Origin of the sequence: Thermodesulfovibrio sp. 1176 (genome assembly GCF_029946585.1) — a bacterium.
Classification (GTDB): domain Bacteria; phylum Nitrospirota; class Thermodesulfovibrionia; order Thermodesulfovibrionales; family Thermodesulfovibrionaceae; genus Thermodesulfovibrio.
The window spans coordinates 263,172-285,349 of sequence record NZ_JARZRZ010000002.1 but is presented as its reverse complement, the minus strand read 5'-3'; the positions used below and the strand labels follow the sequence as shown (position 1 = coordinate 285,349).

Sequence of the window (22,178 nt, the reverse complement as noted above, 5' to 3'; positions counted from 1 at the left end):
GGTAAGTTATGTTTAGATATTTATTTTTATTGATTCTGCCATTTTTAGTTATTGCTTGTACAGAACAAGTAAAATTAGATGTTTCAGGAGTTGGTGAAACAATGCCACAAAGTCCAACTGCAATTACATGGGATGGTAAAAATCTAATTGTTGGCAAAGAGGGATTAATTGCTTTTATAGATAATATTGATACCGCTACTGCTGGATCAATTTATAATTATGAAGGTCATTACTTTTTCGATAGATACCCGATTACAATAACCTCAAGAGACAATCCTGCATACATTACTGGACTTGCATGGCAGAAAACAGTAGGAAGCACTGGATATATATGGGTTGCAGATTCAGCAAACAAGAGAATTCTTAAAGTTACTCCGCAAGGAGATATATTAAAAAAGCTTCCATTGGGAAAAATCTATCCAGAAGACATGACTTTTGATGGGGAGTATCTTTGGATTGCTGACTCTAAAAGGGAGAAAATTTTTAAAATAACTCCAGAAGATGGTTCTGTAATTGCTGAATATCTCTCACCTATAAAATTACCCACAGCTATTGCTTGGGATGGTAAGTATCTTATAATTGCTGGTATTATAGACCCTCTTAATCCGTCAAGTTCAACAGATAATGTAAGAATTATCAGATTAGATACTGTAACAGGTAAAGTTATTGAAGAAATACCCAACTCCCGTTATCTTTCTTCTCCTGCAGGAATGGTATGGATTGATGGTAAACTTTGGATATCTGACAGAAATTCAGGCTATATAGTAAGAATCAGTGATTGGGGAAGTCCTATTGTAGATGAAAAGACTTATAAACTTGCAGAAGTTCCATCAACAATAAAAAAAGTTGAAATAAAGGAAAAACAAAAAGCTGATAAAGATGTAGAAGAGGCAAAAAGAGCTGCTGAAGAAGCAAAAAAGGCTGCTGAAGAGGCAAAGCGTGCAGCAGAAGCTGCTAAAAAAGCCTTTGAATTACAACAGAAAAAGTGATTGTTGGAAATATTGAAATAAAAAAGAATGAAATTTTTCTTATTGCAGGACCCTGTGTTATTGAGTCTGAAGAGATAGTATTTAAAACTGCTGAAAAATTAATGGAAATAACACAGAAACTCAGAATTCCTTTCATTTTCAAATCCTCCTATGATAAGGCAAATCGTTCATCTATAAAATCTTATCGGGGCCCTGGAATTAAAAAGGGACTTGAAATTTTAAACAAAGTAAAAGAAACTTTCCATGTTCCCCTATTAAGTGATGTGCATTCTGTTGAAGAAATAAAGATTGCTAAAGATGTCCTTGATGTTATTCAAATACCTGCCTTTTTATGTAGACAGACTGACCTAATTGTAGAGGCAGGCAGAACAGGAAAACCTGTAAATGTTAAAAAGGGACAGTTTCTTGCACCATGGGATGTATCAAACATAATTGAAAAAATTAAATCCACAGGAAATGAAAAAATAATCATTACTGAAAGGGGAACAACATTCGGCTACAACAATCTTGTTGTAGATTTCAGAAGTTTTCCAATAATTCGTTCAATGGGAGTCTTTTTTGTATTTGATGCAACTCACTCTGTTCAGCTTCCCGGTGGAGCTGGTGTATGTTCCTCTGGACAAAAAGAATTTATACCATACTTAAGCAGAGCAGCCGTTGCCTGTGGGGTTGATGGATTATTTTTTGAAGTCCATCCTGAACCAGATAAAGCCCTCTGCGACGGTCCAAATATGTTTTCCTTAAAGGACTTCGAAAGCCTCCTTCAATCACTTATTGAAATTTATAAAGTAGCAAAAATTTTTTATTAAAAAATAATACCATAAAATGGCAAAGTTTACATTAAGTATTAAGTGGGTTTCCATAATGATTACTCTTATTTTGGTTGGTACTATCTCAATAAGTAACTATCTTTTTTCTTTGCATTTTTATAGAAATTCTCTGGATAAAAATATTTCCATTGTCACTTCTCTATTTAAAGCTGAAGTAGAAAACTTTATTAACCCTGTTGAAACTTTTTTATATAACATTCAAACATTAACATGCTGTAAAATTTTAGATTTTAATGATGTTGAAAAAACAAATAAATTTTTAATGGAATTTATGAAAAAGTATCCCCAAGTAACATCAATCAACTATGGAGACGGTAAAGGAAATGGTTATCTGATTTTAAATGACAGAGGAAATTGGCTAAATAGAATAAAAAAATCAGAGAACAAAGGATTTGTAGTTTGGAATACTTTAAACAATGATGGGGAAATAATAAGTAAAAGAATTGAAAAAGATGACTATGACCCAAGAAAAACAGAATGGTATAGACAGGCTTACACGGCTAATGATATTCAGTGGAGCAAAGAATATCTATTCAGGACAACAAAAGACCCCGGAATAACAGCCTCATTACTTTTATGTAGCGAATCAAATGAAGTCGTTGGTATGGACCTTATGATAAAGGATATATCTTTATTCTTAGATAAGACCAAACAAAAAATTCATGAACAGGCAAAGCTATATCTTATTTCAAATGGTATAGACTTAATTGCATTTTCAAATGAAATAACTGCAATGACTGGTAAGATTTATCAACTTAATGAAAAAGAATTTCCCTTGCTTTATAAAGCGTTATTTTCAATTAAGAGTGCAAAATTATATGAAATTAATTTTGATAATCAAAAGTGGCTTGTGAAAATTGAAAAATGGAAAATTAGAAATAAAGAACTTACATTGGTTAACTTAATCCCCTATTCGGTCCTAACAAAAGATCTTAATTTATATCTTTTTTATCAGATTATTGCTACCATTATTATTTCATTGATTACAATTATCTATGTAAACAAAAAATATATGGAACCTATTATTAACATATCAAACCAGACAGCAAATCTTGGAGCAAAAGAATTAATTTTCCCAAAGGAATCAAAAAGAACCGATGAGATAGGTTATTTAAGCAGAGCAGTCTCTGATGCTTCAAAGAAGATATTAGAGGCTAAAGAAAATGAAAAAAAATTCAGGAAATAAAGCATTTTGAAAGCATTAAACGTTCTCTTGGTGAAATGGTTCATAGATTTAAAGATTTAATCAATGTAATTCATGGATTTGCATCAATTGCTCAATCAAAGGTTTCAAATGATTTTACCAAAAATGCCCTTGACCAAATTATAAATGCTTCAAAGAGAGCAATATATCTTACTAAAGAAATTTTAACCTTAACAGGAGAAAGAAAATATGAAATGAAAGATAGTGATCTCAATAAAATTATTTTATCTATGAAGACCACTATTCAAGCTTTAGTTGGAGAAAACATAAAAGTAATTTATGATCTTTTTAAAGATTCTCTTAAAGTTAATCTTGATATAAGAGCCTTTGATGAAATCATGACAAATTTAATTTTAAATGCAAAAGAAGCAATGCCAGAAGGTGGAATAATAAAAATAAAAACTGAAAAAATCTCAGTTCAAGAAAAACAATATGCGCTTCTTTCATTGTCAGATACAGGAGCTGGAATGAATGAGGAAACAAAACAAAGAATATTTGAACCATTTTTTACAACAAAAGGAACAAAGGGAACTGGACTGGGACTTCCAATTGTATATCGAATTATAAATGACCACAAAGGATATATTGAGGTTGAAAGTGAATTAGGCAAAGGAACAACCTTTAAGATTTATTTACCCATTATTGATAATGGTTTATAAATTCTTTAAAACTAATTTTACAGCTTCTTCAGCGCTCTCCACTTCAATAACTCCTGGTATTCTCCAGGTTTTAATACCAATTACCTTTTTACCTGTTTTCAATGCTAATGCTATTTCACTTAGAGTTCCATATTCTCCACCAATTGCAATTAATATATCAGAGGCTCTTACTATTAAAGCATTGCGCATCTCTCCCATTCCTGTAGGAATAGGTATTTTTATATAAGGGTTGGCATCTTCTTTTTTTCCTGTTGGTAATAATCCTATTGTGATGCCACCTTCATGAAAAGCTCCTTTAGCAGAAGCTTCCATTACACCACCGAGTCCACCGTTAATTAATATTAATCCCTTTTTTGCAAGAAGGCTTCCTACTTTTTCTGCTATTTTTAATAATTCTTCTTCTGCTCTGCCTGCTCCAATAACACCAACAATTTTCATTTAAGTTCCACCACAGTTACAGCATCTCCGCCTTCATCGGGATTACCCCGCCTGTAATCCTTAACTACAGGATGCTCTTTTAAATATTGTCTCACTGCGTCTCTAAGAAAACCCTTCCCTATGCCATGTATTATTAATCCTTGATTAACTTCATTAATGGATAAGTCATTCAAAAATCTTTCTATAATTGAAATCGCTTCGTCTACTCTCATTCCTCGAATATCAATTTTTTTCATTAAAGATTCTTCATTATTTTTAATTGGTTTATAATAAATGAAACTTTCGGTTGTATCAGAAAGAGAATATTTTTCAAGTTCACTTAGTTCAGCATCTATCTGAACTTTATCTGTCTGAATTTTAGCCCTTCCATCTTCTATATTTATTACTTTACCGGTAAGATTTAGATTCCTTATCTTTACAATATCTCCTGTTTTTATGTCTGATTGTATTTGGGAGGTTTGATTAGTAAACTGCTTTGCAATCTCATAAACCTTTCTTGATATATCTTTAAGTTCCTTTTTATCTGCCTTTTTTGCTTGTTCGTAGAGAAAATTGATCTGTCTTTTTATATCATTAATAATCTTTTGAGCTTCCTTCTTTGCTTCCTCAACAATTTTGGTTTTTTTAAGATTTGCCTCCTCTAAAGCCTTTTCTAATTTTTTCCTTTCATTATTTAAATCTTGCTTTAATAGCTCAAGCTCTTCGAGTTTTTCTTCATAATGTTTCTTTAAATTTTCAAGTTTATTCATTAGATCATAAATTCTAAGATCCTCTGTTCCTCTAAGTTCGTAGGCTTTCTTGATAATTCTTTCAGGAAAACCGTATTTTTTTGCAACTTCCAAAGCATAGGAAGGTCTGAGATTACCGATACTTAGTTTATATAAAGGGGTCATTGTATGTTCATCAAAAAGCATTGCTGCAATCTCCATTCTTTCATGGCTTGCTGCATATAACTTGACTTTACTAAGGTGAGTTGTAACAATGGTAAAACTTCCCCTTTCATTTAACTCTTCAAGAATTGCACAAGCTAAAGCTGAACCCTCCTCAGGATCTGTGTTTGTTCCTATTTCATCGAGTAATACAAGACTCATATAATCTGCCTTTTCAACTATTTCTGTTAAAGTTACAATATGGGAGGCAAAGCTTGAAAGATGCTCTTCTATAGAGCCTTCGTGATAAAAATCCACATATAGGCTTTTTACAAAAGGAATCGAAGAAGATGGACTCGCTGGAATAGGTAATCCAGCATTAGATAGGGCAGTTAAGAGTCCTATTGTTTTCAAAGTAACGGTTTTACCACCTGCATTTGGACCGGTGATTACAAGAAGTTTCTTATCCATAAGTTCAAGATCAAGGGGTACAACTTCTTTAGTGGAAAGCATAAGAATCGGATGCTTGGCATTTATTAGTCTTATATATCTTTCTTCAGTAATTTGAGGAATATGGGCATTAAATATTTGAGAATATTTGTATATTGCTTTCATTTTATCGAGATAAACAAGAAGTTGAAATTCTCTCTCAAGACTATCACTAATTTGATGAACCTCTAAGGAAATCTCTTTGAAAATTCTAATTTCCTCGAGTCTTTCTTCAACTAATAATTCCTCAAGTTTTTTAGATAGTGTTGAAATTTCTTCTGGCTCAATGAAAGCAGTTTCTCCTGAACGGGATACATCATGGAGGATTCCCTTAATCTGTCCCTTTGAGTCCATTCTGACTGGAATAACCCATCTATTATTTCTTTTTGTAATGAAATTATCTTGAAGAAAAATCTTTATATCCTGTCTATTTATAAATTCTTCAAGCTTATTTTTTATTCTTTCTTCTGTAATTTTTATTTGTTTTCTTATGTACTTTAGCATTGGAGAAGCTGTATCAAGGATATTGCCATCTTCATCAACAGTATTTTCAAGTCTTTCAAGTAGATAAGGTTGACCAACAGAAATATGATTCCCTAAAATCTCTCTAATTTTTTTACTTAGACTTTGAAAATTCAATAAATCATCAATAAAAGGTAATATTCTATCTAAAACTCTTAAAAACTTTAGCAGAGAAGTCAATTCTATAGATTCAAAAAAAACACCTTCTATTTTGGCTTTTTGTAGAAGAGGGAATATATTTGGAAAGGAGGAGATTGGAATATCTCCTCCTTTGTCAAAAAATTCTTTTATCTCTGAAAATTCCTGTAACGCACCTTTTGATTGTTCAAAATTTTCAAAGGGATAAATTTTTCTGATATATTCTTTCGTTGCCTCTGAATTGGATAAATCTTCAATTAATGCGATAACTTTAAAATAATCTAAATCCTGAAGAACCCTCTCTTCAATCAATCAAACTTCTCCAGAAGCTTTTTCTTTTTTTCATCTATCATCTTGGAGAGTTTTTCAATTTGCGTTAAAATTTCTTTTTTTGCATCAGAACCTAATTCTTGTCCCCTTTCTTTAATATCTCTAATTTTTTCCTTTAACATATCTGATAGCTCTTCAATTTCCTCATAAAGGTCTTCTGCCGCTCTTACAGTTTTTTTCTTAAATTCCTTTGCTTTCTTTTTGATATCTTTTCTTGTCTCCTCTCCTGATTTTGGTGCATAAAGTAATGCAAAGGCTGCTCCAATAAGACCTCCTAAAAGAAAGGCTGCTAAAATTTTTCCTTCTTCTCTCATTTTAAGCCTCCGTAAAAGTTATTTTTTTAATTTTAACACTTTAATATTGTATAATTAAAGAAAAAAAGGAGGTTTATATGCTTTCTAAGATTCCCTTTTCAATGGAAAATTTAGAATCAGAGGATATTAACAGACAGATATTAAGAATAGGACTTATTGCTGAGCTTGATGCTATCAATCTCTATGAACAGCTTGCTTCATTAACAAATGATGAGAAAATTAAAGCAATTTTTCTTGATATTGCAAGAGAAGAAAAAACCCATGTCGGTGAATTTCTGACTTTGCTTCTTATGAATGATGAAGAACAGGAAGATGAACTTGAAGAGGGAAGAGAAGAAGTTGAAGAATTATTTGAGGAAGAGGAAGAAAAATAGTTAAAAAGATAGAATTACTAAAACTGAATATAATAAATAAAAAGAACCTGAAAAAATTAAGGTAAGAGGGGAAATCTTTTTTCTAATAAAGATTTCCCCCAACACTATCAAGCCAGCTAATATAGCCAAACAGGCACTTAACAATGCATAACCTGTAATATTCCATTCAGTAAAAATAATTCCGACAGATACTGGAAAAGTTGATTGAAAGACCATAGCTCCTGTCACATTTCCCATTGCAAGAGTATCTCTTCCTCTGAATGTCCATGTTGCAGAGTTAAATTTTTCTGGAAGCTCTGTAGCAACTGGTGCAACTAAAAGAGCAAATAATAGGGGGTCAAAACCGAATTGAATGGAAAGATGTTGAAGGGATGAAACAAATCCATGGGCACCCTTGATCATTATCCCTAAAGCAAGTAAAACCTGTATTAATGAAAAAAAAGTCTTAAACCTACTTATTGGAACTATCTTACCAAAAATTTTTTCAAGGTATAGTTTTTCTTCATGTAGAATTTCACTACTTTCGCTTTTAAATGTTACATATAAATACGCTATGTATCCGAAAACAAGTAAGAAAGCAACTATTATATGTTGTTTTATAAACATAGGGAGAAAAATTCCCGATGAATACATGACCAGAAAAAACATCAAATCTCTTTTTACTGTTGTATTCTCTACTTCAAAAGTAAAGGCTCTTCTTTTGAAAATGTGAGCTATTAGAACAGTCAAACCAATCATTAAAAATGCCAAAGTAGCAAGCATAAAAGGTGCACCTAATATTGCACCAATGCCTATACTGTGGGCTGATTCTCCTTTATGTAAAAATATTGCAACCATTGGAAGAATTGTCTCAGGAAGGGCTGTTCCTACTGCAGCAAGTATGCTTCCAGTAACTGCTTGACTTAAAGAAAGTCTTTTTCCAAATACCTCAACTCCATTTGTGAAAACCTCAGCACTAAGCAATATCAACAATAAATTAAAAATCAGTAGAAAAATATCCTCAGTCATGTATAAAATTATAATCTAATCTTGAATATATATACAACTTTTGGAGGTGCAAGGTGGAATCATTAACAAAGCTAAAACTTAGTAACAATGCCATAGAAGTATTAAAAAGAAGATATCTGAAAAAAGACGAAGAAGGCAACATTATAGAGACACCGGAAGAATTATTTCGTCGCGTAGCAACAGCCATTGCTCAAATTGATGCGTTATATGGTAAATCTGAAAAGGAAGTAAATAAAACAAAAGAAGAATTTTACGAGCTTATGACTTCACTTCTATTCTTACCTAATTCACCTACTCTTATGAATGCGGGTACTCCTCTTGGTCAACTTTCTGCCTGTTTTGTCTTACCCGTTGAAGACTCGATGGAAGGTATTTTTGATGCAGTAAAATATGCTGCAATTATTCATAAATCTGGAGGAGGTACAGGGTTTAGCTTTTCCCGATTAAGACCAAAGGGAGATGTTGTAGGTTCAACAAAGGGAATTAGTTCAGGACCTGTTTCCTTTATGAGTGTATTTGATTCAGCAACAGAGGCTGTAAAACAGGGTGGACGAAGAAGAGGAGCAAATATGGGACTTTTAAGAGTTGACCATCCTGATATTTTAGAGTTTATAACCTGTAAAGATGACCTTACAAGGTTTACGAACTTTAATATCTCTGTTGGACTTACTGAAGATTTTATGAAAGCAGTTATAAATGATGAAGAATATGAACTAATAAATCCCCGAACAGGTAAACTCCAGAGAAAAATTAAAGCAAAGGAAGTCTTTGATCTTATAGTTCATCAGGCATGGAAAAACGGAGAACCAGGAATTGTATTCCTTGACAGAATTAATGCTTCAAACCCCACACCACAACTTGGTGAAATTGAGGCAACAAATCCCTGTGGAGAACAACCTCTGCTACCTTATGAATCCTGCAATCTTGGTTCTATAAATCTTGCAAAAATGGTAAAGAATGGATCTGTAGACTGGGAACTTCTTAAAAGTGTTGTATGGAAAGCAGTTCATTTTCTTGATAATGTAATAGATGCAAATAAATATCCATTGCCTTTAATAGAAAAAAACACTAAGGCAAACAGAAAAATCGGACTTGGTGTTATGGGTTGGGCAGACATGCTACTGCAGTTAAAAATTCCTTACAACTCAAAAGAAGCCCTTACTTTAGCAGAAGAATTAATGAAATTTATACTTAATGAAGGTAGACTCGCTTCTCAGGAACTTGCAATACAAAGAGGTACCTTCCCCAATTATGAAAAAAGCATATACTATAATAAGATGCCTCTTAGAAATGCAACAATAACTACCATTGCACCAACAGGAACACTAAGCATCATTGCAGGCTGTTCTTCAGGAATAGAACCTCTCTTTGCCATATGTTTTGCGAGAAATGTAATGGATGGAACACGTCTTGTAGAGGTCAATCCCTATTTCAAAGAAGAAATGGAAAAAAGAGGGCTTTGGTCTGAGACTCTGGCTGAAAGAATAGCTGAGACAGGTTCAATTCAAGGGATAAAAGATATTCCTGAAGAAATCAAAAAAATATTTGTAACTGCCCATGAAATTTCTCCTTTAGATCATGTTCGTATGCAAGCTGCCTTTCAGCAATATGTTGACAATGCAGTCAGTAAAACAGTAAATCTTCCAAATAATGCCACAGAAGATGATGTAAGGGAAGTTTATCTTCTTGCCTATAGACTTGGATGTAAGGGTGTTACTGTCTATAGAGATGGTTCAAGACAGGGACAAGTTATTCAGAAAGGTAAAACGGAAGGACATTTTATCCCATTAAAACCAAGGAAAAGACCAGAGGTTCTAAAAGGTGTTACAAGATTAATGAAAACAGGCTGTGGAAATCTTTATGTTACAATAAATAAAGACAAAGATGACAAACCCTTTGAAGTTTTTACAAATATTGGAAAAGCAGGCGGATGTGCTGCTTCTCAGGCAGAAGCCATTGGAAGACTTATATCTTTGGCATTAAGAAGTGGAATAGAGCCTCAGGAGATAGTAAAACAACTTAAAGGTATATCCTGTCACTCTCCTGTATGGGCAAGTAATGGAAAAATAACAAGCTGTTCCGATGCTATTGCTAAAGCAATAGAATCTGAAATTAGAGGAGTAAAAGGGCAAACAGAAGTTCAAGAACAAAAAAAGTCAGATATTGAATTTGTTCACTACGGAGCATGTCCTGAATGTGGAAGTTCCCTTTCCTATGAAGAAGGATGCGTAATTTGTCATAGTTGCGGTTTCACTAAATGTAGCTAAGAGTAATACCATGAAAACAAAGAGAGAACTAATAATAGTAGGTGATAGGGTTTTAATTGAACCTGACGATAAAATAGATAAAACAACATCAGGGCTTTTTTTGCCTCCTACGGTCAAAGAAAAGGATAAAATCATGACTGGTAGAATTATTAAAGTTGGTCCAGGTTATCCAGTTAATGACCCTTCTGCCATTCTTGAAGAGCCATGGAAAGGAACAACTTCTGAATCAATTAGATACATACCTTTACAGGCTCAGGAAGGAGACTATGCCTTCTTTCTAAAAGATGCTGTAATAGAAATAGAATTTGAGGAAAAAAAGTATCTAATAGTCCCTCACTCTGCTTTAGTAGCTTTAATAAGAACAAGTATAGTTGAAGACGACAATGATAGAAGATTTTAAATCCTCTGATACTTGGCGAGTATTCCGAATACAGTCTGAGCTTGTTGAAGGCTTTGAAACCCTTCATGGAATAGGTCCTGCAGTTTCCATATTTGGAAGTGCCCGTTTGACAGAGGAAAGTTTTTACTACCAAGAAGCCTTCAAAGTTGCAAAATTACTTAGTCAGACAGGTTTCTCAATAATTACAGGTGGCGGTCCCGGGATAATGGAAGCAGCGAATAAGGGTGCAAAATTAGGAAAAGGGAAATCTATTGGTTTAAATATTGAACTACCTCATGAACAACATCCTAATAAATATCTTGATATATCTTTGAATTTTAGATACTTTTTTGTTAGAAAGCTTATGTTTATAAAATACTCCATCGGTTTTGTTATTTTCCCGGGAGGTTTTGGAACTCTTGATGAGCTTTTTGAAGCCCTAACCCTTGTTCAAACAGGTAAAATTATTTCATTTCCTATAATTCTTTATGGATCTGAGTACTGGAAGGGATTACTTGACTGGCTTAAAAATTCGCCTAAAAATCTTGGTGCAATAAGTCTTGATGATTTTAAATATTTCGAAATCATTGACAATCCTGAAGCTGTAAGTGGATATCTTAAAAATTATCTTACAAGGCTTGGAGTTGATTTTCCAAATCCCTATGAATGATGTTTAATTTAAAAAAATTTAATCAATCAGAAATAGAAAAAATCATCAAAGAGGAAAAACTTCCTTCCTACAGAGGAAAACAACTAATGCAATGGATTTATAAAAAATTTGCCACCTCAATTGACGAAATTACTGAATGGCCTAAGTCCCTAAGATTAAATTTTTCTCAAAAATACTATATTGGAAATATTAAACTCATAGAAAGAAAAATAAGCAGTGATGGTACAGAAAAATTTTTATGGGAATTAGAAGACAATGAAAAAATAGAAAGTGTAATAATTCCTGATAAAGAGCGACTTACTTTATGTATATCAAGTCAGGTTGGATGTCCCCTTAAGTGTAAGTTTTGTCTTACAGGTAAAATCGGTTTCAGGAGAAATCTTAATACTTGGGAAATAGTTGATCAATTTATTCAAGTTAGTAAACTAATAAAGACTAAAGACTCCGAAGAAAGAAAAATCACCAACATAGTTTTTATGGGCATGGGTGAGCCTCTTTTAAATTTTGATAATTTTGTTGAAGCATTGTGGAGATTTAAAAATTTAATTGAGTTTTCACCCCGTAGAATTACACTTTCAACAGTTGGAATCGTTCCTGCACTTAAAGAACTTCCCCAAAAAGCTCCTCCTATAAAACTTGCAATTTCATTGAATGCAACCGATGAAAAAACAAGAAGCCTTCTTATGCCAATAAATAAAAAATATCCACTCCATGAATTGTTAAAAACTCTAAGAGAATACCCTCTTAAACCAAGACAAAGAATAACCTTTGAGTATGTAATGCTTAAAGGAATAAATTCTTCTGAAGAAGATGCTTTTAGACTATCCCAAATACTAAAGGGAATACCATCAAAAATAAATCTTATTCCCTTTAATCCATGGGAAGGATGCGAATTTAGAAAACCCGATGAACCTGAAATACTAAAATTTCAGGAAATACTTGCATCAAAAGGTTACTCTGTGTTTATCAGAAAAAGTAAGGGCACAGATATACTCGCAGCTTGTGGGCAATTAAAAGCTTTGTATATTTACAATCTATCTTAATTTTTGTGTTATATTTTATTATAGTTTATAGTTTAATGTGATTTTTTATTTATGGTGTTTTTAATTAATAAACTTATAAAACAAGTAAAAAGATTAATTATAGCAATAATCGGTTTTACATTACTATTAATTGGAATTGCAATGTTAGTTTTACCTGGACCTGCTTTTTTGGTTATACCACTTGGATTGGGAATTCTAGCCATAGAATTTTCATGGGCTCGAAGGTTATTAGCTAAGATACAAACAAAACTAAAAAAAAGAAAAAAATTAAATTAATCAGAAGGATAGCACTTTGAAAGGATTAGAAAGGTTGATAATTCTATGGATTGGTATCTAAAAAGCGTTGATGAAACAATTACATTATTAAACTCCTCTCTTAATGGTCTTTCATCTCAAGAGGCTCAAAAAAGACTTCAAGAATATGGTCCTAATGAACTAAAAGAAAGAAAAAGAAAGACTCCTTTAATGATGTTTCTTAACCAATTCACGGATTTTTTGATAATAATTCTTATAGGAGCAGCAATTATTGCAGGAATAGTAGGTAAACCCACTGATGCAGCAGCTATAGTTGCAATAGTAGTTCTTAACGCTATCATAGGATTTATCCAGGAATACAAAGCAGAAGAAGCAATGGCTGCTCTCAAAAGGATGGCTGCGCCTTCATGTAATGTTTTAAGAGATGGAAAGATTACAACTGTTCCAGCTTCACAGATTGTTCCTGGCGATATTGTCTTACTTGAAGCAGGACAAATAGTGCCTGCAGATATGAGGTTAATAGATGTGGCAAATCTTAAGGTAGAGGAGGCAGCACTTACAGGTGAATCTGTTCCAGTAGAAAAAAGTACAGCTGTTCTTCATGAAAAACATCTTCCTATAGGTGACAGAAAAAATATGGTATACCAGGGAACATTGGTCACATACGGAAGAGGAACAGGCATTGTTGTAGCTACTGGCATGGAAACAGAACTTGGAAAGGTCGCAACTATGCTTCAGGAAGAAAAAGATTCAAAGACTCCTCTACAACAGCGACTTGCGATTTTCGGTAAGAAATTAGCGATTGCAATCATAGTTATATGTGCTATTGTATTTGTTGCTGGATTAATAAGAGGTGAACCTTTAGTTTTAATGCTTCTTACAGCCATAAGTCTCGCAGTAGCTGCGATACCTGAGGCATTGCCTGCTGTAATAACTATAGCCCTCGCTCTTGGAGCAAAAAAAATGGTTAAACTTAATGCACTCATAAGAAAGCTTCCTGCTGTTGAAACTTTAGGATCTGTAACATACATCTGTTCTGATAAAACAGGAACTCTTACATTGAATAAAATGACTGTAGAAGAGATTTATGTTGATGGAAAAGTTATTAGGTTAGGGGCAGACATAGATATAGGTGTGGAAAGACAGAAAGATTTACCCTTTAACTACCTTATGGTTGCTCTTGCATTAAGCAATGATGCTAAAATGGATTTGAAGGGCAATATATTAGGAGATCCTACCGAGATAGCACTCTATAAAACTGCAAAACAGAATGGTTTTGATAAAGAAGAGCTTCAAAATATTTTTCCCCGTGTTGCAGAAATTCCTTTTGACTCAGACAGAAAGTGCATGACAACCATCCATAGTGTGAATTCTCAGCATTATTTCAAGACTAATTTTATTTCTTTCACAAAAGGTGCGATAGAAAATCTCCTTGAGAGAGCTGACTATGTATTAACATCTGATGGTACTAAATCAATTGATAAGAAAGAAATACACAGGATAAGTGATAAAATGGCAGCTGATGGATTAAGGGTGTTGTGTATTGCAATGAAAGAATGGGATTCTTTGCCTGATAATATCTCACCAGAAACTGTAGAAACAGGACTCACTATTTTAGGACTCGTTGGAATGATGGATCCACCAAGACCAGAGGCAGTAGAGGCAGTAAGACAATGTATAACAGCTGGAATCAAGCCTGTAATGATCACAGGAGACCATCCACTAACTGCAAAGGCTATAGCTAAAAGGCTTGGTATAATTGATGATTCTGTTAAGACAATTATTACTGGAAGAGAACTTGATAGAATTCCTCCAGATGAATTTAAAGAAATGGTAGAACGTATAAGAGTATATGCAAGAGTTGCACCTGAACAAAAACTCAAAATAGTTAAAGCTCTTCAGGAGAAAGGACAGTTTGTCGCCATGACAGGAGATGGTGTAAATGATGCTCCAGCACTCAAAAGAGCAAATATTGGAGTTGCAATGGGTATTACGGGAACAGATGTTTCAAAAGAGGCTTCTTCCATGATACTTCTTGATGACAACTTTGCAACCATTGTTAAAGCAGTAAAGGAGGGAAGGCGTATTTATGATAATATACTTAAATTCATAAAATACTCAATGACTTCTAATGCTGGAACATTATGGGCTATTTTTCTTGCGCCTTTTTTTGGTCTTCCTCTTCCACTACTTCCAATTCAGATATTGTGGATGAATCTTCTCACTGACAGTTTACCTGGCCTTGCTCTTACTGCAGAACCTCCTGAAAGGAATATTATGAACAGACCACCAAGACATCCAGAGGAAGGAGTATTTTCACACGGTAGAGGCTTATTCATAATAAAATATGGACTGCTGATCGGGGTGACAGCTCTTTTATTTCAGGCATTTACTCTTAAAGAGGGAATGCCTTGGCAAACAATGGTATTTACTGCCTTAGTGATAGGAAGAATGGCTGTAGTCATGAGCGTCCGATCTGAGGAAGACTCTCTTTTTAAGACAGGTTTCTTCAAAAACCGCCCTCTTTTGGGAGCTATTGTTTTGACCATATTTCTTCAGATGGCTGTAGTGTATGTGCCATTTCTTAATCCAATATTCCACACTCAGCCTCTGACAATAAATGAATTGTTGCTTACACTTGCTCTATCATCTGTAGTATTTTTTGCAGTTGAGATTGAAAAATTTATAAATAGAAGAAAAAAGCCTAAAACTACTTAACTGCCTATATAAGCCTTCATGCACAAAAACAAAACTTTGTAACAGTCAATCAATGTTTACCCGAGTTTATCAACTTAATTTTGTAAGTTATTGAAATTATTGAATTTTATTTTTTGAAAATGTAAATTTTTGTACAACACAAAGGGTAACTCTTTGATTTTCTTTATCTTTTTATATTCTGAATTCTTCTTTGACTGTTAAATGGGCTGGTTCTGGTACTTTCATTGTGTAACTTAACAAAAGGTTTGAGAAAAAGTAACAGAGATTTGAGAATATTTAGTTAAAAAAATATAGGATTCGGGATCAGGAGGGATTTTCCTGGAAATTTCTGGAACACTACATGTTTAGACTGGGGTTCTTGTTAAAACAGTTTCATAGAGTATATAAGATAAGCTTCTATATCCATTACAGTGCTTCATATAGCCAATAAAGCTCATAATAGAATTTCTAACTTCTTGTAAAGATATTCTACTATGCTTATAAAGCAAGGCAAGTTTCTTAAATCTTTTTCTTGCTCTCTTTACATTTCTCTTTCTTGGCAATATATATGTAGGCCAGATTCGATACCCACAAAAGTCTATGCCATGCTTGATAGGATAAATTTGAGTTTTCCTATTAAGTTTTAGAGCGAGTTTTTCAAATAGAAAGCCTTCTATTTCTGTTAATAAGGATCTGAGATACTGCTTATCATGATGAATAACAACAAAATCATCCATATACCTCGCATAAAATTTAACGCCAAGTTTGTCTTTAATATAATGATCAAGCTCAGACAGGTATACATTTGCAAATAACTGGCTCGTCAATGCCCCTATTGGTAGCCCCTTATTGTCAATTCTTATGATCTTTTCTATAAGCCATAAAGTGTCTTTACAAGAAATTGTCCTGGCTATGATTTTCATCAATATATCATGACTTATGCTTGGGAAATACTGGCTGATATCAGCCTTCAAGACATAACTGTTTCTTGGCAGTTTTCTCATAAATTTCTGGACTCTTTTAACTGCTGCATGCGTGCCCTTTCCTTTTCTGCAGGCATAGCTGTCGTAGATAAATTTTTTCTCAAACAAAGGCTCTATGATATTACATAGAGCATGGTGAATGACTCTATCTCTAAAAGCAGGAGCATGGATCAATCTCTTTTTCGGATCATAGACATAAAACCCTTTAAATCTGCCTGGTTCATAGGTTTTCCAGATAAGTTCATTCTGAATAATTAAAAGGTTTTCTTCTAATTTGCTTGTAAAATCAAGCACCTCTTTTCTATATCTTTTGCATTTTCTGGCCTTTAAATATGCAGAGTAAAGGTTGTTAAAGCTATATATCTTGTTGTACAAATTATTATAAGTAACTGGCATATCCCCTACCATTTTCAGTTTTCAGTCAACTTACTCACCGCAGAGGCAAGTTTATCTTTTCCCTTCGAGGGAAGGACTAAGGATCTGATTCCCAAAGGGATGGATGTAAGTCCGTAAACTTACATCTCTGAGAGAAGGAATCACAGGCGAAACGGGAGCCAATGTTCGTGTTCACGTTCCAGGGGTAGTTGTTCAGGTTCACCGTGCGGGAGCCGGCATACGCCCCATTGTTCCAATTGCCGCCGCAAGCATCCTTAGCCCCTCTATACACTTTTAATCCAGCCTCCAAGAATCCTGCCTATCTCTATAAGCCTCTCACTGCTGTGACTATACGATTTGTGCGACATATATCGTCTTTCATGAGCAAATCTCAGTAAAAATTTTAATTCTTCAATTTTAATATCAATTTCATACATAATCGGCTTCTTATTGTAAATTTTATTTGCTTTTATAACAAGCTTAGCTGCATCAAACACACAATTTTTAATCTGGCTGCAGAGGGCAAACTTCTCATAGCGTGGAAATTTATCTATTATCGGGAAAATATACATCGCAAAATCATATAATTTTTGATACAATTTTAAGTTTTCCAAAAACAGACCCCCAGAAAACAGATATCAGATTTACAAAGAATCACAGGCGAAACGGGAGCCAATGCCCGTGACCACGCTCCAGGGGCAGTGGCTCAGGTTCACCGTGCGGGAGCCGGCATACGCCCCATCGCGCCAATAGCCGCCGCAAATAAGCTGAACAAGACCAAAATCATAAGGCAACCATAACTGCCCAACTCCCTGCCCTGACATAGGATTTCTCCATCCCCAAGATGTGCCATCCTGTCTAATACTAAATTCATCCAGCCATTCATACACATTTCCAACACAATCTATTACATTCATCAAGGATATAGCTCTTTCTACATACCCTGTTACTTGCCTTCCTGTATTGCTCGTCGCAGTCCATGCATTGAGATTATCTGAGCTGTTGCCCTGCGGGCTTCCATATGCCGCACGCAACCACTCCGCATATGTAAGAAGTCTCTTCCCACTTCTGCATGCAAGCTCAATAAAGTTGTATCCACAGAGTCCCTCTGTTCCTGTGAGTGGTATGCTGTTATAGGTTGATTTTCCTGTTCCACTTGCAAGTGGAGAGCCATTCCCAGCGGTAAATGTAATAGCCTCATTCACACTAACGAGATATATATCTACCCACACCCCACCGCAAATGTAAACCATGCCTTCTGGAGAACAACGAGGTCTGCGAACCAAATCCCATACAGAATTTGGAACTACTACGTTATTAGTTACATCGGATGGTGTAAATGAATTTCTTTTTCTGCCAAAGTGAAAACCTCCGATTTTTCTGCTGTTATTAGCATTGTAGCCGCTTGGTGCCGTAGAATTGAGAGAAATCAACAACAATCCGCTTGCAGAACCATCATCGCAGAGATATACATAGTAGTCTTTTCCAAATTGAAAACTTCCTGTATCAAGCGTTGTAATATTCACATCACTTGTAAACTCATACACTTTCCAGACACTACCGTTGAACAAGGGAATGATTGTGCCTGCAAGCAACTTTACTCCATTCAGTTGTGAGTTTGGTTCCAAGTAGTGGTCTCCACCTCCTGCACGAATATCATGAGGTCTACTTAGAAAGTCTGCATTCAATGGATACTGTGAACTGTTCTGCCATAAAAGCCCCATTTTATCCCTCCAGTTCGTTTAAAATCGTTTGTATTTCATCTTTTGTGAGCCCCATCTGGAGATATCTTGCGTTTGGATTGTCTTGAAGCCTGTAGTAGTGATACTCAACTGTGCAATCTTCTTTTCTAACTTCGCAAACATTCTCATCCTGTCCTGCTGTATAGTTTTCATCAACAATGTGCCCAAAAACATATACTTTTTCGTCGCTCATCAAGTTCTGAATTTTCTTTTTTACTTCTTCTCTGTCAAGTTGCCCATCAATAGCAAGCTGGGCTACCGTATATACATCTTCCCGTGAGTTGAGCCATTTTGGTGCACCTCTCATATTACACACCTCCTAATATAATTGCTTTTCCTGCCTGTGCGGAGCTAAACCGCACACGCAATTTATTCTGAGAAATTATTACGACTTCGTTATAAGGTATATCAGTCAGCACAATTGCCTGAACAGTGCTTCCGCCCCCACAATACAAGCCTTCCTGTCCGCAGTATACTCCAGAACCGCAATACCCTAATAAATTAACCTGCTCTGTGCTTTCAGAATATGCTTTCACAACAGGATATGTCACGCCAAGATTGTGCAGGATGTCCCATTCAAGGGCTGCTGTTGTCTGTGCATGTAAATATTTCTTTGTATACTGATTGTGTTCATGATGCTCAATTGCATACTGTATTTGCTGAGGGATATTGTGTTCATCAGGTGAATTTAGGTGTGTACTTATAATAGCTCTGATATCCTGATGTGATGTATTGGATTCATTATGCTCAACAATATCCTTCTTCGTTGCAAGCACAACTGTATCATCTATCCATGCTGTCACATTTTCTGCGGTAGATACAATCACAAATACATCTATGATGCTTTCAAGTACGATATTTCCGCCCGGTGGAATGTAGTCTGCCTGATCTCCTGCATAGCTGACTGCATATAGAATCTCTCCAAGATCAGGATCCTGCGCAAAGATGCCAAGTTCACGAGCAAAAAATCCTGTCTGTAGCTCTGTGTTCATCAGCACTGCCCTTAATCTGGCAGTTCCATTCCCTACAACTTCTATCCCCTGTATCTGAATACTCTTTTTTTCTGATACAAGTGATTCCATCTGCTCAGGAGAATGAGGGACTGGCCATACTCCATCACCAAGTGCGACCCTTGTGAATGTGAGTTGCGTTCCCCGTATTGCTTTTGCAAGTAAATCCAGGCCTTTATTCGTTATGATTGTCCCTGAAAAATTAGCCATTTGACACTCCTATGCTCATATAGTTTCCAACCCTGTAGTAAAAACCACCATAATACCTTGCTGGGCTGACATATATTTCTGGCATGTTCGGTTGAATTGTATATCTCATGCCAAGCCATACTCTTGAGTCTACATAAACCTTTCCTGTATAGCCATGATGAGTGCCAATGCTGTCCAGCCAGCTTCGTTCGTTTTTGCAGTCGTATATATGCCTGAGGAGCTTTGTATATGTGTCTTCACTCTGAACAGGCTTTTGAATATAGACCCTAAACATATAGGGTTGTCCATCGTATTGAAACCACTCTGAAATATCTGCTTCATACCCACAAGCCTTGATTGCCTCTTTCACCGCCCAGGGTGTGCCTTTGTAGCGATGCAACTCAATTGCACGCTTAATCAGTGTACGCTTTTCTTTATCTGTCTCTGCAAGCTCCCAGCCTTCAATATGGAATTGCCAGGCGAGGTGGGGAAGGGCTGAGGAGTCTACATGGTCAATAATATAGATAAGAAGAGGCGTGAGGTCTATGCTGCCAAGTCTATCTATGAGTTCATTGAACGCCTCTGCGTTTAAATCTTTTATGCCTGCTGGAATAAGTCTTTTATCAGCCATCTACTGACCCCACTATGGTTAGTGTATATCCTGTGCAGTTTGCCCATTCGTTTTCTGCAAGAGTTCTGTCCTGCTCTGGAGCTATTAAATCGCATTTATATACCCCTGAAACGCTGTTTAAAAGTGCTATAATCTGTGTTCTCACTATGTCCATGCCAAGCTTTGATTTCATATTAGCTATATATTGCTTGATTTTTTCTTCACAAATCTTTTGAACAATTCCAGAATCTGTATTTATGTATAGCGTAAGCCTTGCATCTATTGAAAAATCTACCCGTGTAGGTGTAAGCACCTGAACGTAATCAGTTAGAGGGCGCACCCTTTCATGATTGAGTCCCTGAGATACAAGCTCAAGTATTTCATTTGATGGGTTGCCATCCTTCATAAGAGGATATATATTCACAACTCCAGGTGATGGAGATACTGCAGCCACATCTACGATGTCCTGATGAGCTGTCATTGCCCAGAAACGATATGCGAGTTTTGGACCAGCGACTGAAAACTTCTCTGGAGCTTCCCTGATTCTCTGTCTCAATCTTTCATCATCCTCCCTGTCTACCCCCCCATAGGTGACTGAGATGTTTTCAACTTTCCCAATGTATGGAAGCGTAGATACTGGCGTATTGACATCTCCTCGCATATATCCGTTTGCGCCTGTGCCTGCTACGGTGCATGTTGCTGTTACATCTCCATATGTTTGCCCTGCCGTGATTGTGAGGTCTCTGTCTGTCTCAAATATATATTTGCCGTCCTTTGTTTCAACCTGTGTCCCTTCAGGGATTAGAAGGTCAAATGAGAGTGCCTCAGTGAGTGTAAATCTAAGTGTTGTCCTTGCTGGCTGTGCAGGAAGCCTTGTCACACCGAGCAGTTCGCCGAGATAATCAAGCATTGGATAGCGTGCAAATGCCAATAGATTCTGTTTTGCAGCCTCCTGTATACCAATACGAATAAGCATTTCTCTATAAGCAATCAGATCAATGATAAGACGCTCTATCTGGGCTGGATAAAGGGTTTTGCCAGTAAGTTGCTCATACAAAGAGATTAGCTCTCTTGTAACTTTTTCTGCATCACGCTCTATAAATTCTGGCTCTGGCAAACTCATACTATCACCTCCAGTAAAGTAGGCTCTTCTGAGCCCTTAAGCACCCATTCAATCTGTAAAATTACATTTGCCTGCTCCACTTTTGCACGAATGCTTTTAATCTCCACACGGGGCTCCCATGTGTTGACTGCATCTATTGCCTCACGAATTATATTCGGGATTGCCTCATTCACTGGATAGTCAATATATTTCCATATGTCTGAACCAAACTCAGGGCGATGTGGGTCACTTCGCTTTGGGGTTGAAAGGATGATCCTGATGCACTGGTTGATGTCTTCAATATTTTCAACAACCTCGCCAATCTCTCCGAATTTTGGCTGAAAATCTACGCTTTCTATGTTATCTATTGTTTTCATCTTTTCTCCGGATAGATATACCAAACATTTTTGAATCAGGCCTCCAGCCAATATACATTTCCCAATGATTGCCTTTAAAGGAAAAAAATGGTAACACTAAATTCCATTTTTGTTTTTTGTTCCAAATTTGAGAATAATCAATATTTTTCCCTCTAAAGCCTATCCAATAGGCACAAAAATTATGGAATGGGTTGCGGATAAAGTACCAATAAATAAAACCTTTTATTGAGCGATACTGAGATGGTAAACCATCATCAAAGTTTCCTAAAGGATTAATTTTATTGTTCCATAGTTTCAGCATTTTCTCTAACATAT

General features: G+C 35.5%; 25 protein-coding genes. 11 read left to right on the top strand and 14 right to left on the bottom strand.

The window, feature by feature from the left end; translation table 11 throughout:
- Positions 1 to 8 precede the first annotated feature (8 nt).
- The 4 genes from QI155_RS05330 to QI155_RS05315 are packed head-to-tail and all read left to right on the top strand — an operon-like array spanning position 9 to position 3,682.
- On the top strand, positions 9 to 989 hold the full coding sequence (locus QI155_RS05330) for a hypothetical protein (RefSeq protein WP_281321239.1): 981 nt from the start codon (positions 9 to 11) through the stop codon (positions 987 to 989).
- On the top strand, positions 971 to 1,798 hold the full coding sequence (gene kdsA, locus QI155_RS05325; protein WP_068860621.1) for a 3-deoxy-8-phosphooctulonate synthase: 828 nt from the start codon (positions 971 to 973) through the stop codon (positions 1,796 to 1,798). The genes QI155_RS05330 and kdsA overlap by 19 nt, the downstream gene beginning before the upstream one ends.
- Before the next feature lie 16 nt (positions 1,799 to 1,814).
- Entirely contained in the window at positions 1,815 to 3,005 is a 1,191-nt protein-coding gene (locus QI155_RS05320; RefSeq protein WP_173894049.1) for a hypothetical protein, read from the top strand.
- 35 nt (positions 3,006 to 3,040) lie between these two features.
- Positions 3,041 to 3,682 (top strand): ATP-binding protein, encoded by a 642-nt coding sequence (locus tag QI155_RS05315; RefSeq protein WP_068860617.1) that lies wholly within the window; start codon positions 3,041 to 3,043, stop codon positions 3,680 to 3,682.
- Here QI155_RS05315 and QI155_RS05310 read toward each other — a convergent pair.
- Genes QI155_RS05310 through QI155_RS05300 form a run of 3 tightly spaced genes read right to left on the bottom strand, consistent with a single transcriptional unit; the run spans position 3,677 to position 6,782 of the window.
- Positions 3,677 to 4,120, bottom strand: coding sequence for a TIGR00725 family protein (locus tag QI155_RS05310; RefSeq protein WP_068860616.1), 444 nt, complete (start codon positions 4,118 to 4,120; stop codon positions 3,677 to 3,679). The two genes, QI155_RS05315 and QI155_RS05310, sit on opposite strands and share 6 nt — an antisense overlap.
- Positions 4,117 to 6,450 (bottom strand): endonuclease MutS2, encoded by a 2,334-nt coding sequence (locus QI155_RS05305; RefSeq protein WP_068860614.1) that lies wholly within the window; start codon positions 6,448 to 6,450, stop codon positions 4,117 to 4,119. Before QI155_RS05305 ends, QI155_RS05310 begins: the two co-directional genes overlap by 4 nt.
- Complete coding sequence (locus tag QI155_RS05300) at positions 6,447 to 6,782, bottom strand: YtxH domain-containing protein (protein ID WP_068860612.1); 336 nt, start codon at positions 6,780 to 6,782, stop codon at positions 6,447 to 6,449. The genes QI155_RS05305 and QI155_RS05300 overlap by 4 nt, the downstream gene beginning before the upstream one ends.
- Before the next feature lie 77 nt (positions 6,783 to 6,859).
- Here QI155_RS05300 and QI155_RS05295 point away from each other — a divergent pair, with 77 nt between their 5' ends.
- Positions 6,860 to 7,156, top strand: a complete 297-nt coding sequence (locus QI155_RS05295) for a ferritin family protein (RefSeq protein WP_068860610.1) — start codon at positions 6,860 to 6,862, stop codon at positions 7,154 to 7,156.
- Here QI155_RS05295 and QI155_RS05290 read toward each other — a convergent pair whose 3' ends face one another.
- A complete protein-coding gene (locus QI155_RS05290) occupies positions 7,157 to 8,164 on the bottom strand; it encodes a sodium:calcium antiporter (RefSeq protein WP_068860608.1) in 1,008 nt (335 codons plus the stop codon).
- A 53-nt stretch (positions 8,165 to 8,217) separates the two neighbouring features.
- Here QI155_RS05290 and QI155_RS05285 point away from each other — a divergent pair, with 53 nt between their 5' ends.
- Genes QI155_RS05285 through rlmN form a run of 4 tightly spaced genes read left to right on the top strand, consistent with a single transcriptional unit; the run spans position 8,218 to position 12,523 of the window.
- A complete protein-coding gene (locus QI155_RS05285) occupies positions 8,218 to 10,431 on the top strand; it encodes a vitamin B12-dependent ribonucleotide reductase (RefSeq protein ID WP_281321238.1) in 2,214 nt (737 codons plus the stop codon).
- A gap of 10 nt (positions 10,432 to 10,441) precedes the next feature.
- Complete coding sequence (locus QI155_RS05280; protein ID WP_068860605.1) at positions 10,442 to 10,831, top strand: co-chaperone GroES family protein; 390 nt, start codon at positions 10,442 to 10,444, stop codon at positions 10,829 to 10,831.
- Positions 10,815 to 11,480: a TIGR00730 family Rossman fold protein gene (locus QI155_RS05275; protein WP_068860603.1), complete on the top strand. Its 666-nt coding sequence runs from the start codon at positions 10,815 to 10,817 to the stop codon at positions 11,478 to 11,480. Before QI155_RS05280 ends, QI155_RS05275 begins: the two co-directional genes overlap by 17 nt.
- The gene (rlmN, locus tag QI155_RS05270; protein WP_281321237.1) at positions 11,480 to 12,523 is read left to right on the top strand and encodes a 23S rRNA (adenine(2503)-C(2))-methyltransferase RlmN; all 1,044 of its coding nucleotides are present in this window, start codon (positions 11,480 to 11,482) and stop codon (positions 12,521 to 12,523) included. The genes QI155_RS05275 and rlmN overlap by 1 nt, the downstream gene beginning before the upstream one ends.
- A 32-nt stretch (positions 12,524 to 12,555) precedes the next feature.
- Here the strand turns inward: rlmN and QI155_RS05265 are convergent, their stop codons facing one another.
- The gene (locus tag QI155_RS05265) at positions 12,556 to 12,726 is read right to left on the bottom strand and encodes a hypothetical protein (RefSeq protein ID WP_254045459.1); all 171 of its coding nucleotides are present in this window, start codon (positions 12,724 to 12,726) and stop codon (positions 12,556 to 12,558) included.
- Between QI155_RS05265 and QI155_RS11070 the strand changes: the two genes are divergently transcribed.
- Both QI155_RS11070 and QI155_RS05260 read left to right on the top strand, forming a co-directional pair.
- The gene (locus QI155_RS11070; protein WP_348650829.1) at positions 12,665 to 12,799 is read left to right on the top strand and encodes a PGPGW domain-containing protein; all 135 of its coding nucleotides are present in this window, start codon (positions 12,665 to 12,667) and stop codon (positions 12,797 to 12,799) included. The genes QI155_RS05265 and QI155_RS11070 overlap by 62 nt on opposite strands.
- A gap of 45 nt (positions 12,800 to 12,844) precedes the next feature.
- Positions 12,845 to 15,496 (top strand): cation-translocating P-type ATPase, encoded by a 2,652-nt coding sequence (locus QI155_RS05260; RefSeq protein ID WP_068860593.1) that lies wholly within the window; start codon positions 12,845 to 12,847, stop codon positions 15,494 to 15,496.
- Positions 15,497 to 15,840: 344 nt separating this feature from the next.
- Here the strand turns inward: QI155_RS05260 and QI155_RS05255 are convergent, their stop codons facing one another.
- The 9 genes from QI155_RS05255 to QI155_RS05215 form a co-directional block, all read right to left on the bottom strand.
- Entirely contained in the window at positions 15,841 to 16,854 is a 1,014-nt protein-coding gene (locus tag QI155_RS05255; protein ID WP_281321236.1) for a reverse transcriptase domain-containing protein, read from the bottom strand.
- A 263-nt stretch (positions 16,855 to 17,117) separates the two neighbouring features.
- Positions 17,118 to 17,447: a diversity-generating retroelement protein Avd gene (avd, locus tag QI155_RS05250; protein ID WP_083200100.1), complete on the bottom strand. Its 330-nt coding sequence runs from the start codon at positions 17,445 to 17,447 to the stop codon at positions 17,118 to 17,120.
- A 30-nt stretch (positions 17,448 to 17,477) separates the two neighbouring features.
- A complete protein-coding gene (locus tag QI155_RS05245) occupies positions 17,478 to 18,557 on the bottom strand; it encodes a hypothetical protein (protein WP_281321235.1) in 1,080 nt (359 codons plus the stop codon).
- Between the two features lies 1 nt (position 18,558).
- A complete protein-coding gene (locus QI155_RS05240; protein WP_068860587.1) occupies positions 18,559 to 18,882 on the bottom strand; it encodes a hypothetical protein in 324 nt (107 codons plus the stop codon).
- Position 18,883: 1 nt separating this feature from the next.
- Complete coding sequence (locus tag QI155_RS05235; protein WP_068860585.1) at positions 18,884 to 19,795, bottom strand: phage tail protein; 912 nt, start codon at positions 19,793 to 19,795, stop codon at positions 18,884 to 18,886.
- Positions 19,788 to 20,405: a phage tail protein I gene (locus QI155_RS05230; RefSeq protein ID WP_068860583.1), complete on the bottom strand. Its 618-nt coding sequence runs from the start codon at positions 20,403 to 20,405 to the stop codon at positions 19,788 to 19,790. The genes QI155_RS05235 and QI155_RS05230 overlap by 8 nt, the downstream gene beginning before the upstream one ends.
- Entirely contained in the window at positions 20,398 to 21,507 is a 1,110-nt protein-coding gene (locus QI155_RS05225; protein WP_068860581.1) for a baseplate J/gp47 family protein, read from the bottom strand. Before QI155_RS05225 ends, QI155_RS05230 begins: the two co-directional genes overlap by 8 nt.
- Entirely contained in the window at positions 21,504 to 21,863 is a 360-nt protein-coding gene (locus tag QI155_RS05220) for a GPW/gp25 family protein (RefSeq protein WP_068860579.1), read from the bottom strand. Before QI155_RS05220 ends, QI155_RS05225 begins: the two co-directional genes overlap by 4 nt.
- Entirely contained in the window at positions 21,847 to 22,176 is a 330-nt protein-coding gene (locus QI155_RS05215) for a hypothetical protein (protein WP_068860577.1), read from the bottom strand. The genes QI155_RS05220 and QI155_RS05215 overlap by 17 nt, the downstream gene beginning before the upstream one ends.
- Between the last annotated feature and the right edge of the window lie 2 nt (positions 22,177 to 22,178).

Bases quoted from the DNA above. Each gene is read 5' to 3' on its own strand.
- QI155_RS05330 (WP_281321239.1), top strand. From the start codon at position 9: ATGTTTAGATATTTATTTTTATTGATTCTGCCATTTTTAGTTATTGCT.
- QI155_RS05320 (WP_173894049.1), top strand. From the start codon at position 1,815: ATGGCAAAGTTTACATTAAGTATTAAGTGGGTTTCCATAATGATTACT.
- QI155_RS05315 (WP_068860617.1), top strand. From the start codon at position 3,041: ATGGTTCATAGATTTAAAGATTTAATCAATGTAATTCATGGATTTGCA.
- QI155_RS05310 (WP_068860616.1), bottom strand. From the start codon at position 4,120: ATGAAAATTGTTGGTGTTATTGGAGCAGGCAGAGCAGAAGAAGAATTA.
- QI155_RS05300 (WP_068860612.1), bottom strand. From the start codon at position 6,782: ATGAGAGAAGAAGGAAAAATTTTAGCAGCCTTTCTTTTAGGAGGTCTT.
- QI155_RS05295 (WP_068860610.1), top strand. From the start codon at position 6,860: ATGCTTTCTAAGATTCCCTTTTCAATGGAAAATTTAGAATCAGAGGAT.
- QI155_RS05290 (WP_068860608.1), bottom strand. From the start codon at position 8,164: ATGACTGAGGATATTTTTCTACTGATTTTTAATTTATTGTTGATATTG.
- QI155_RS05280 (WP_068860605.1), top strand. From the start codon at position 10,442: ATGAAAACAAAGAGAGAACTAATAATAGTAGGTGATAGGGTTTTAATT.
- QI155_RS05275 (WP_068860603.1), top strand. From the start codon at position 10,815: ATGATAGAAGATTTTAAATCCTCTGATACTTGGCGAGTATTCCGAATA.
- rlmN (WP_281321237.1), top strand. From the start codon at position 11,480: ATGTTTAATTTAAAAAAATTTAATCAATCAGAAATAGAAAAAATCATC.
- QI155_RS11070 (WP_348650829.1), top strand. From the start codon at position 12,665: ATGTTAGTTTTACCTGGACCTGCTTTTTTGGTTATACCACTTGGATTG.
- QI155_RS05265 (WP_254045459.1), bottom strand. From the start codon at position 12,726: ATGGCTAGAATTCCCAATCCAAGTGGTATAACCAAAAAAGCAGGTCCA.
- QI155_RS05260 (WP_068860593.1), top strand. From the start codon at position 12,845: ATGGATTGGTATCTAAAAAGCGTTGATGAAACAATTACATTATTAAAC.
- QI155_RS05255 (WP_281321236.1), bottom strand. From the start codon at position 16,854: ATGCCAGTTACTTATAATAATTTGTACAACAAGATATATAGCTTTAAC.
- QI155_RS05245 (WP_281321235.1), bottom strand. From the start codon at position 18,557: ATGGGGCTTTTATGGCAGAACAGTTCACAGTATCCATTGAATGCAGAC.
- QI155_RS05240 (WP_068860587.1), bottom strand. From the start codon at position 18,882: ATGAGAGGTGCACCAAAATGGCTCAACTCACGGGAAGATGTATATACG.
- QI155_RS05235 (WP_068860585.1), bottom strand. From the start codon at position 19,795: ATGGCTAATTTTTCAGGGACAATCATAACGAATAAAGGCCTGGATTTA.
- QI155_RS05230 (WP_068860583.1), bottom strand. From the start codon at position 20,405: ATGGCTGATAAAAGACTTATTCCAGCAGGCATAAAAGATTTAAACGCA.
- QI155_RS05225 (WP_068860581.1), bottom strand. From the start codon at position 21,507: ATGAGTTTGCCAGAGCCAGAATTTATAGAGCGTGATGCAGAAAAAGTT.
- QI155_RS05220 (WP_068860579.1), bottom strand. From the start codon at position 21,863: ATGAAAACAATAGATAACATAGAAAGCGTAGATTTTCAGCCAAAATTC.
- QI155_RS05215 (WP_068860577.1), bottom strand. From the start codon at position 22,176: ATGTTAGAGAAAATGCTGAAACTATGGAACAATAAAATTAATCCTTTA.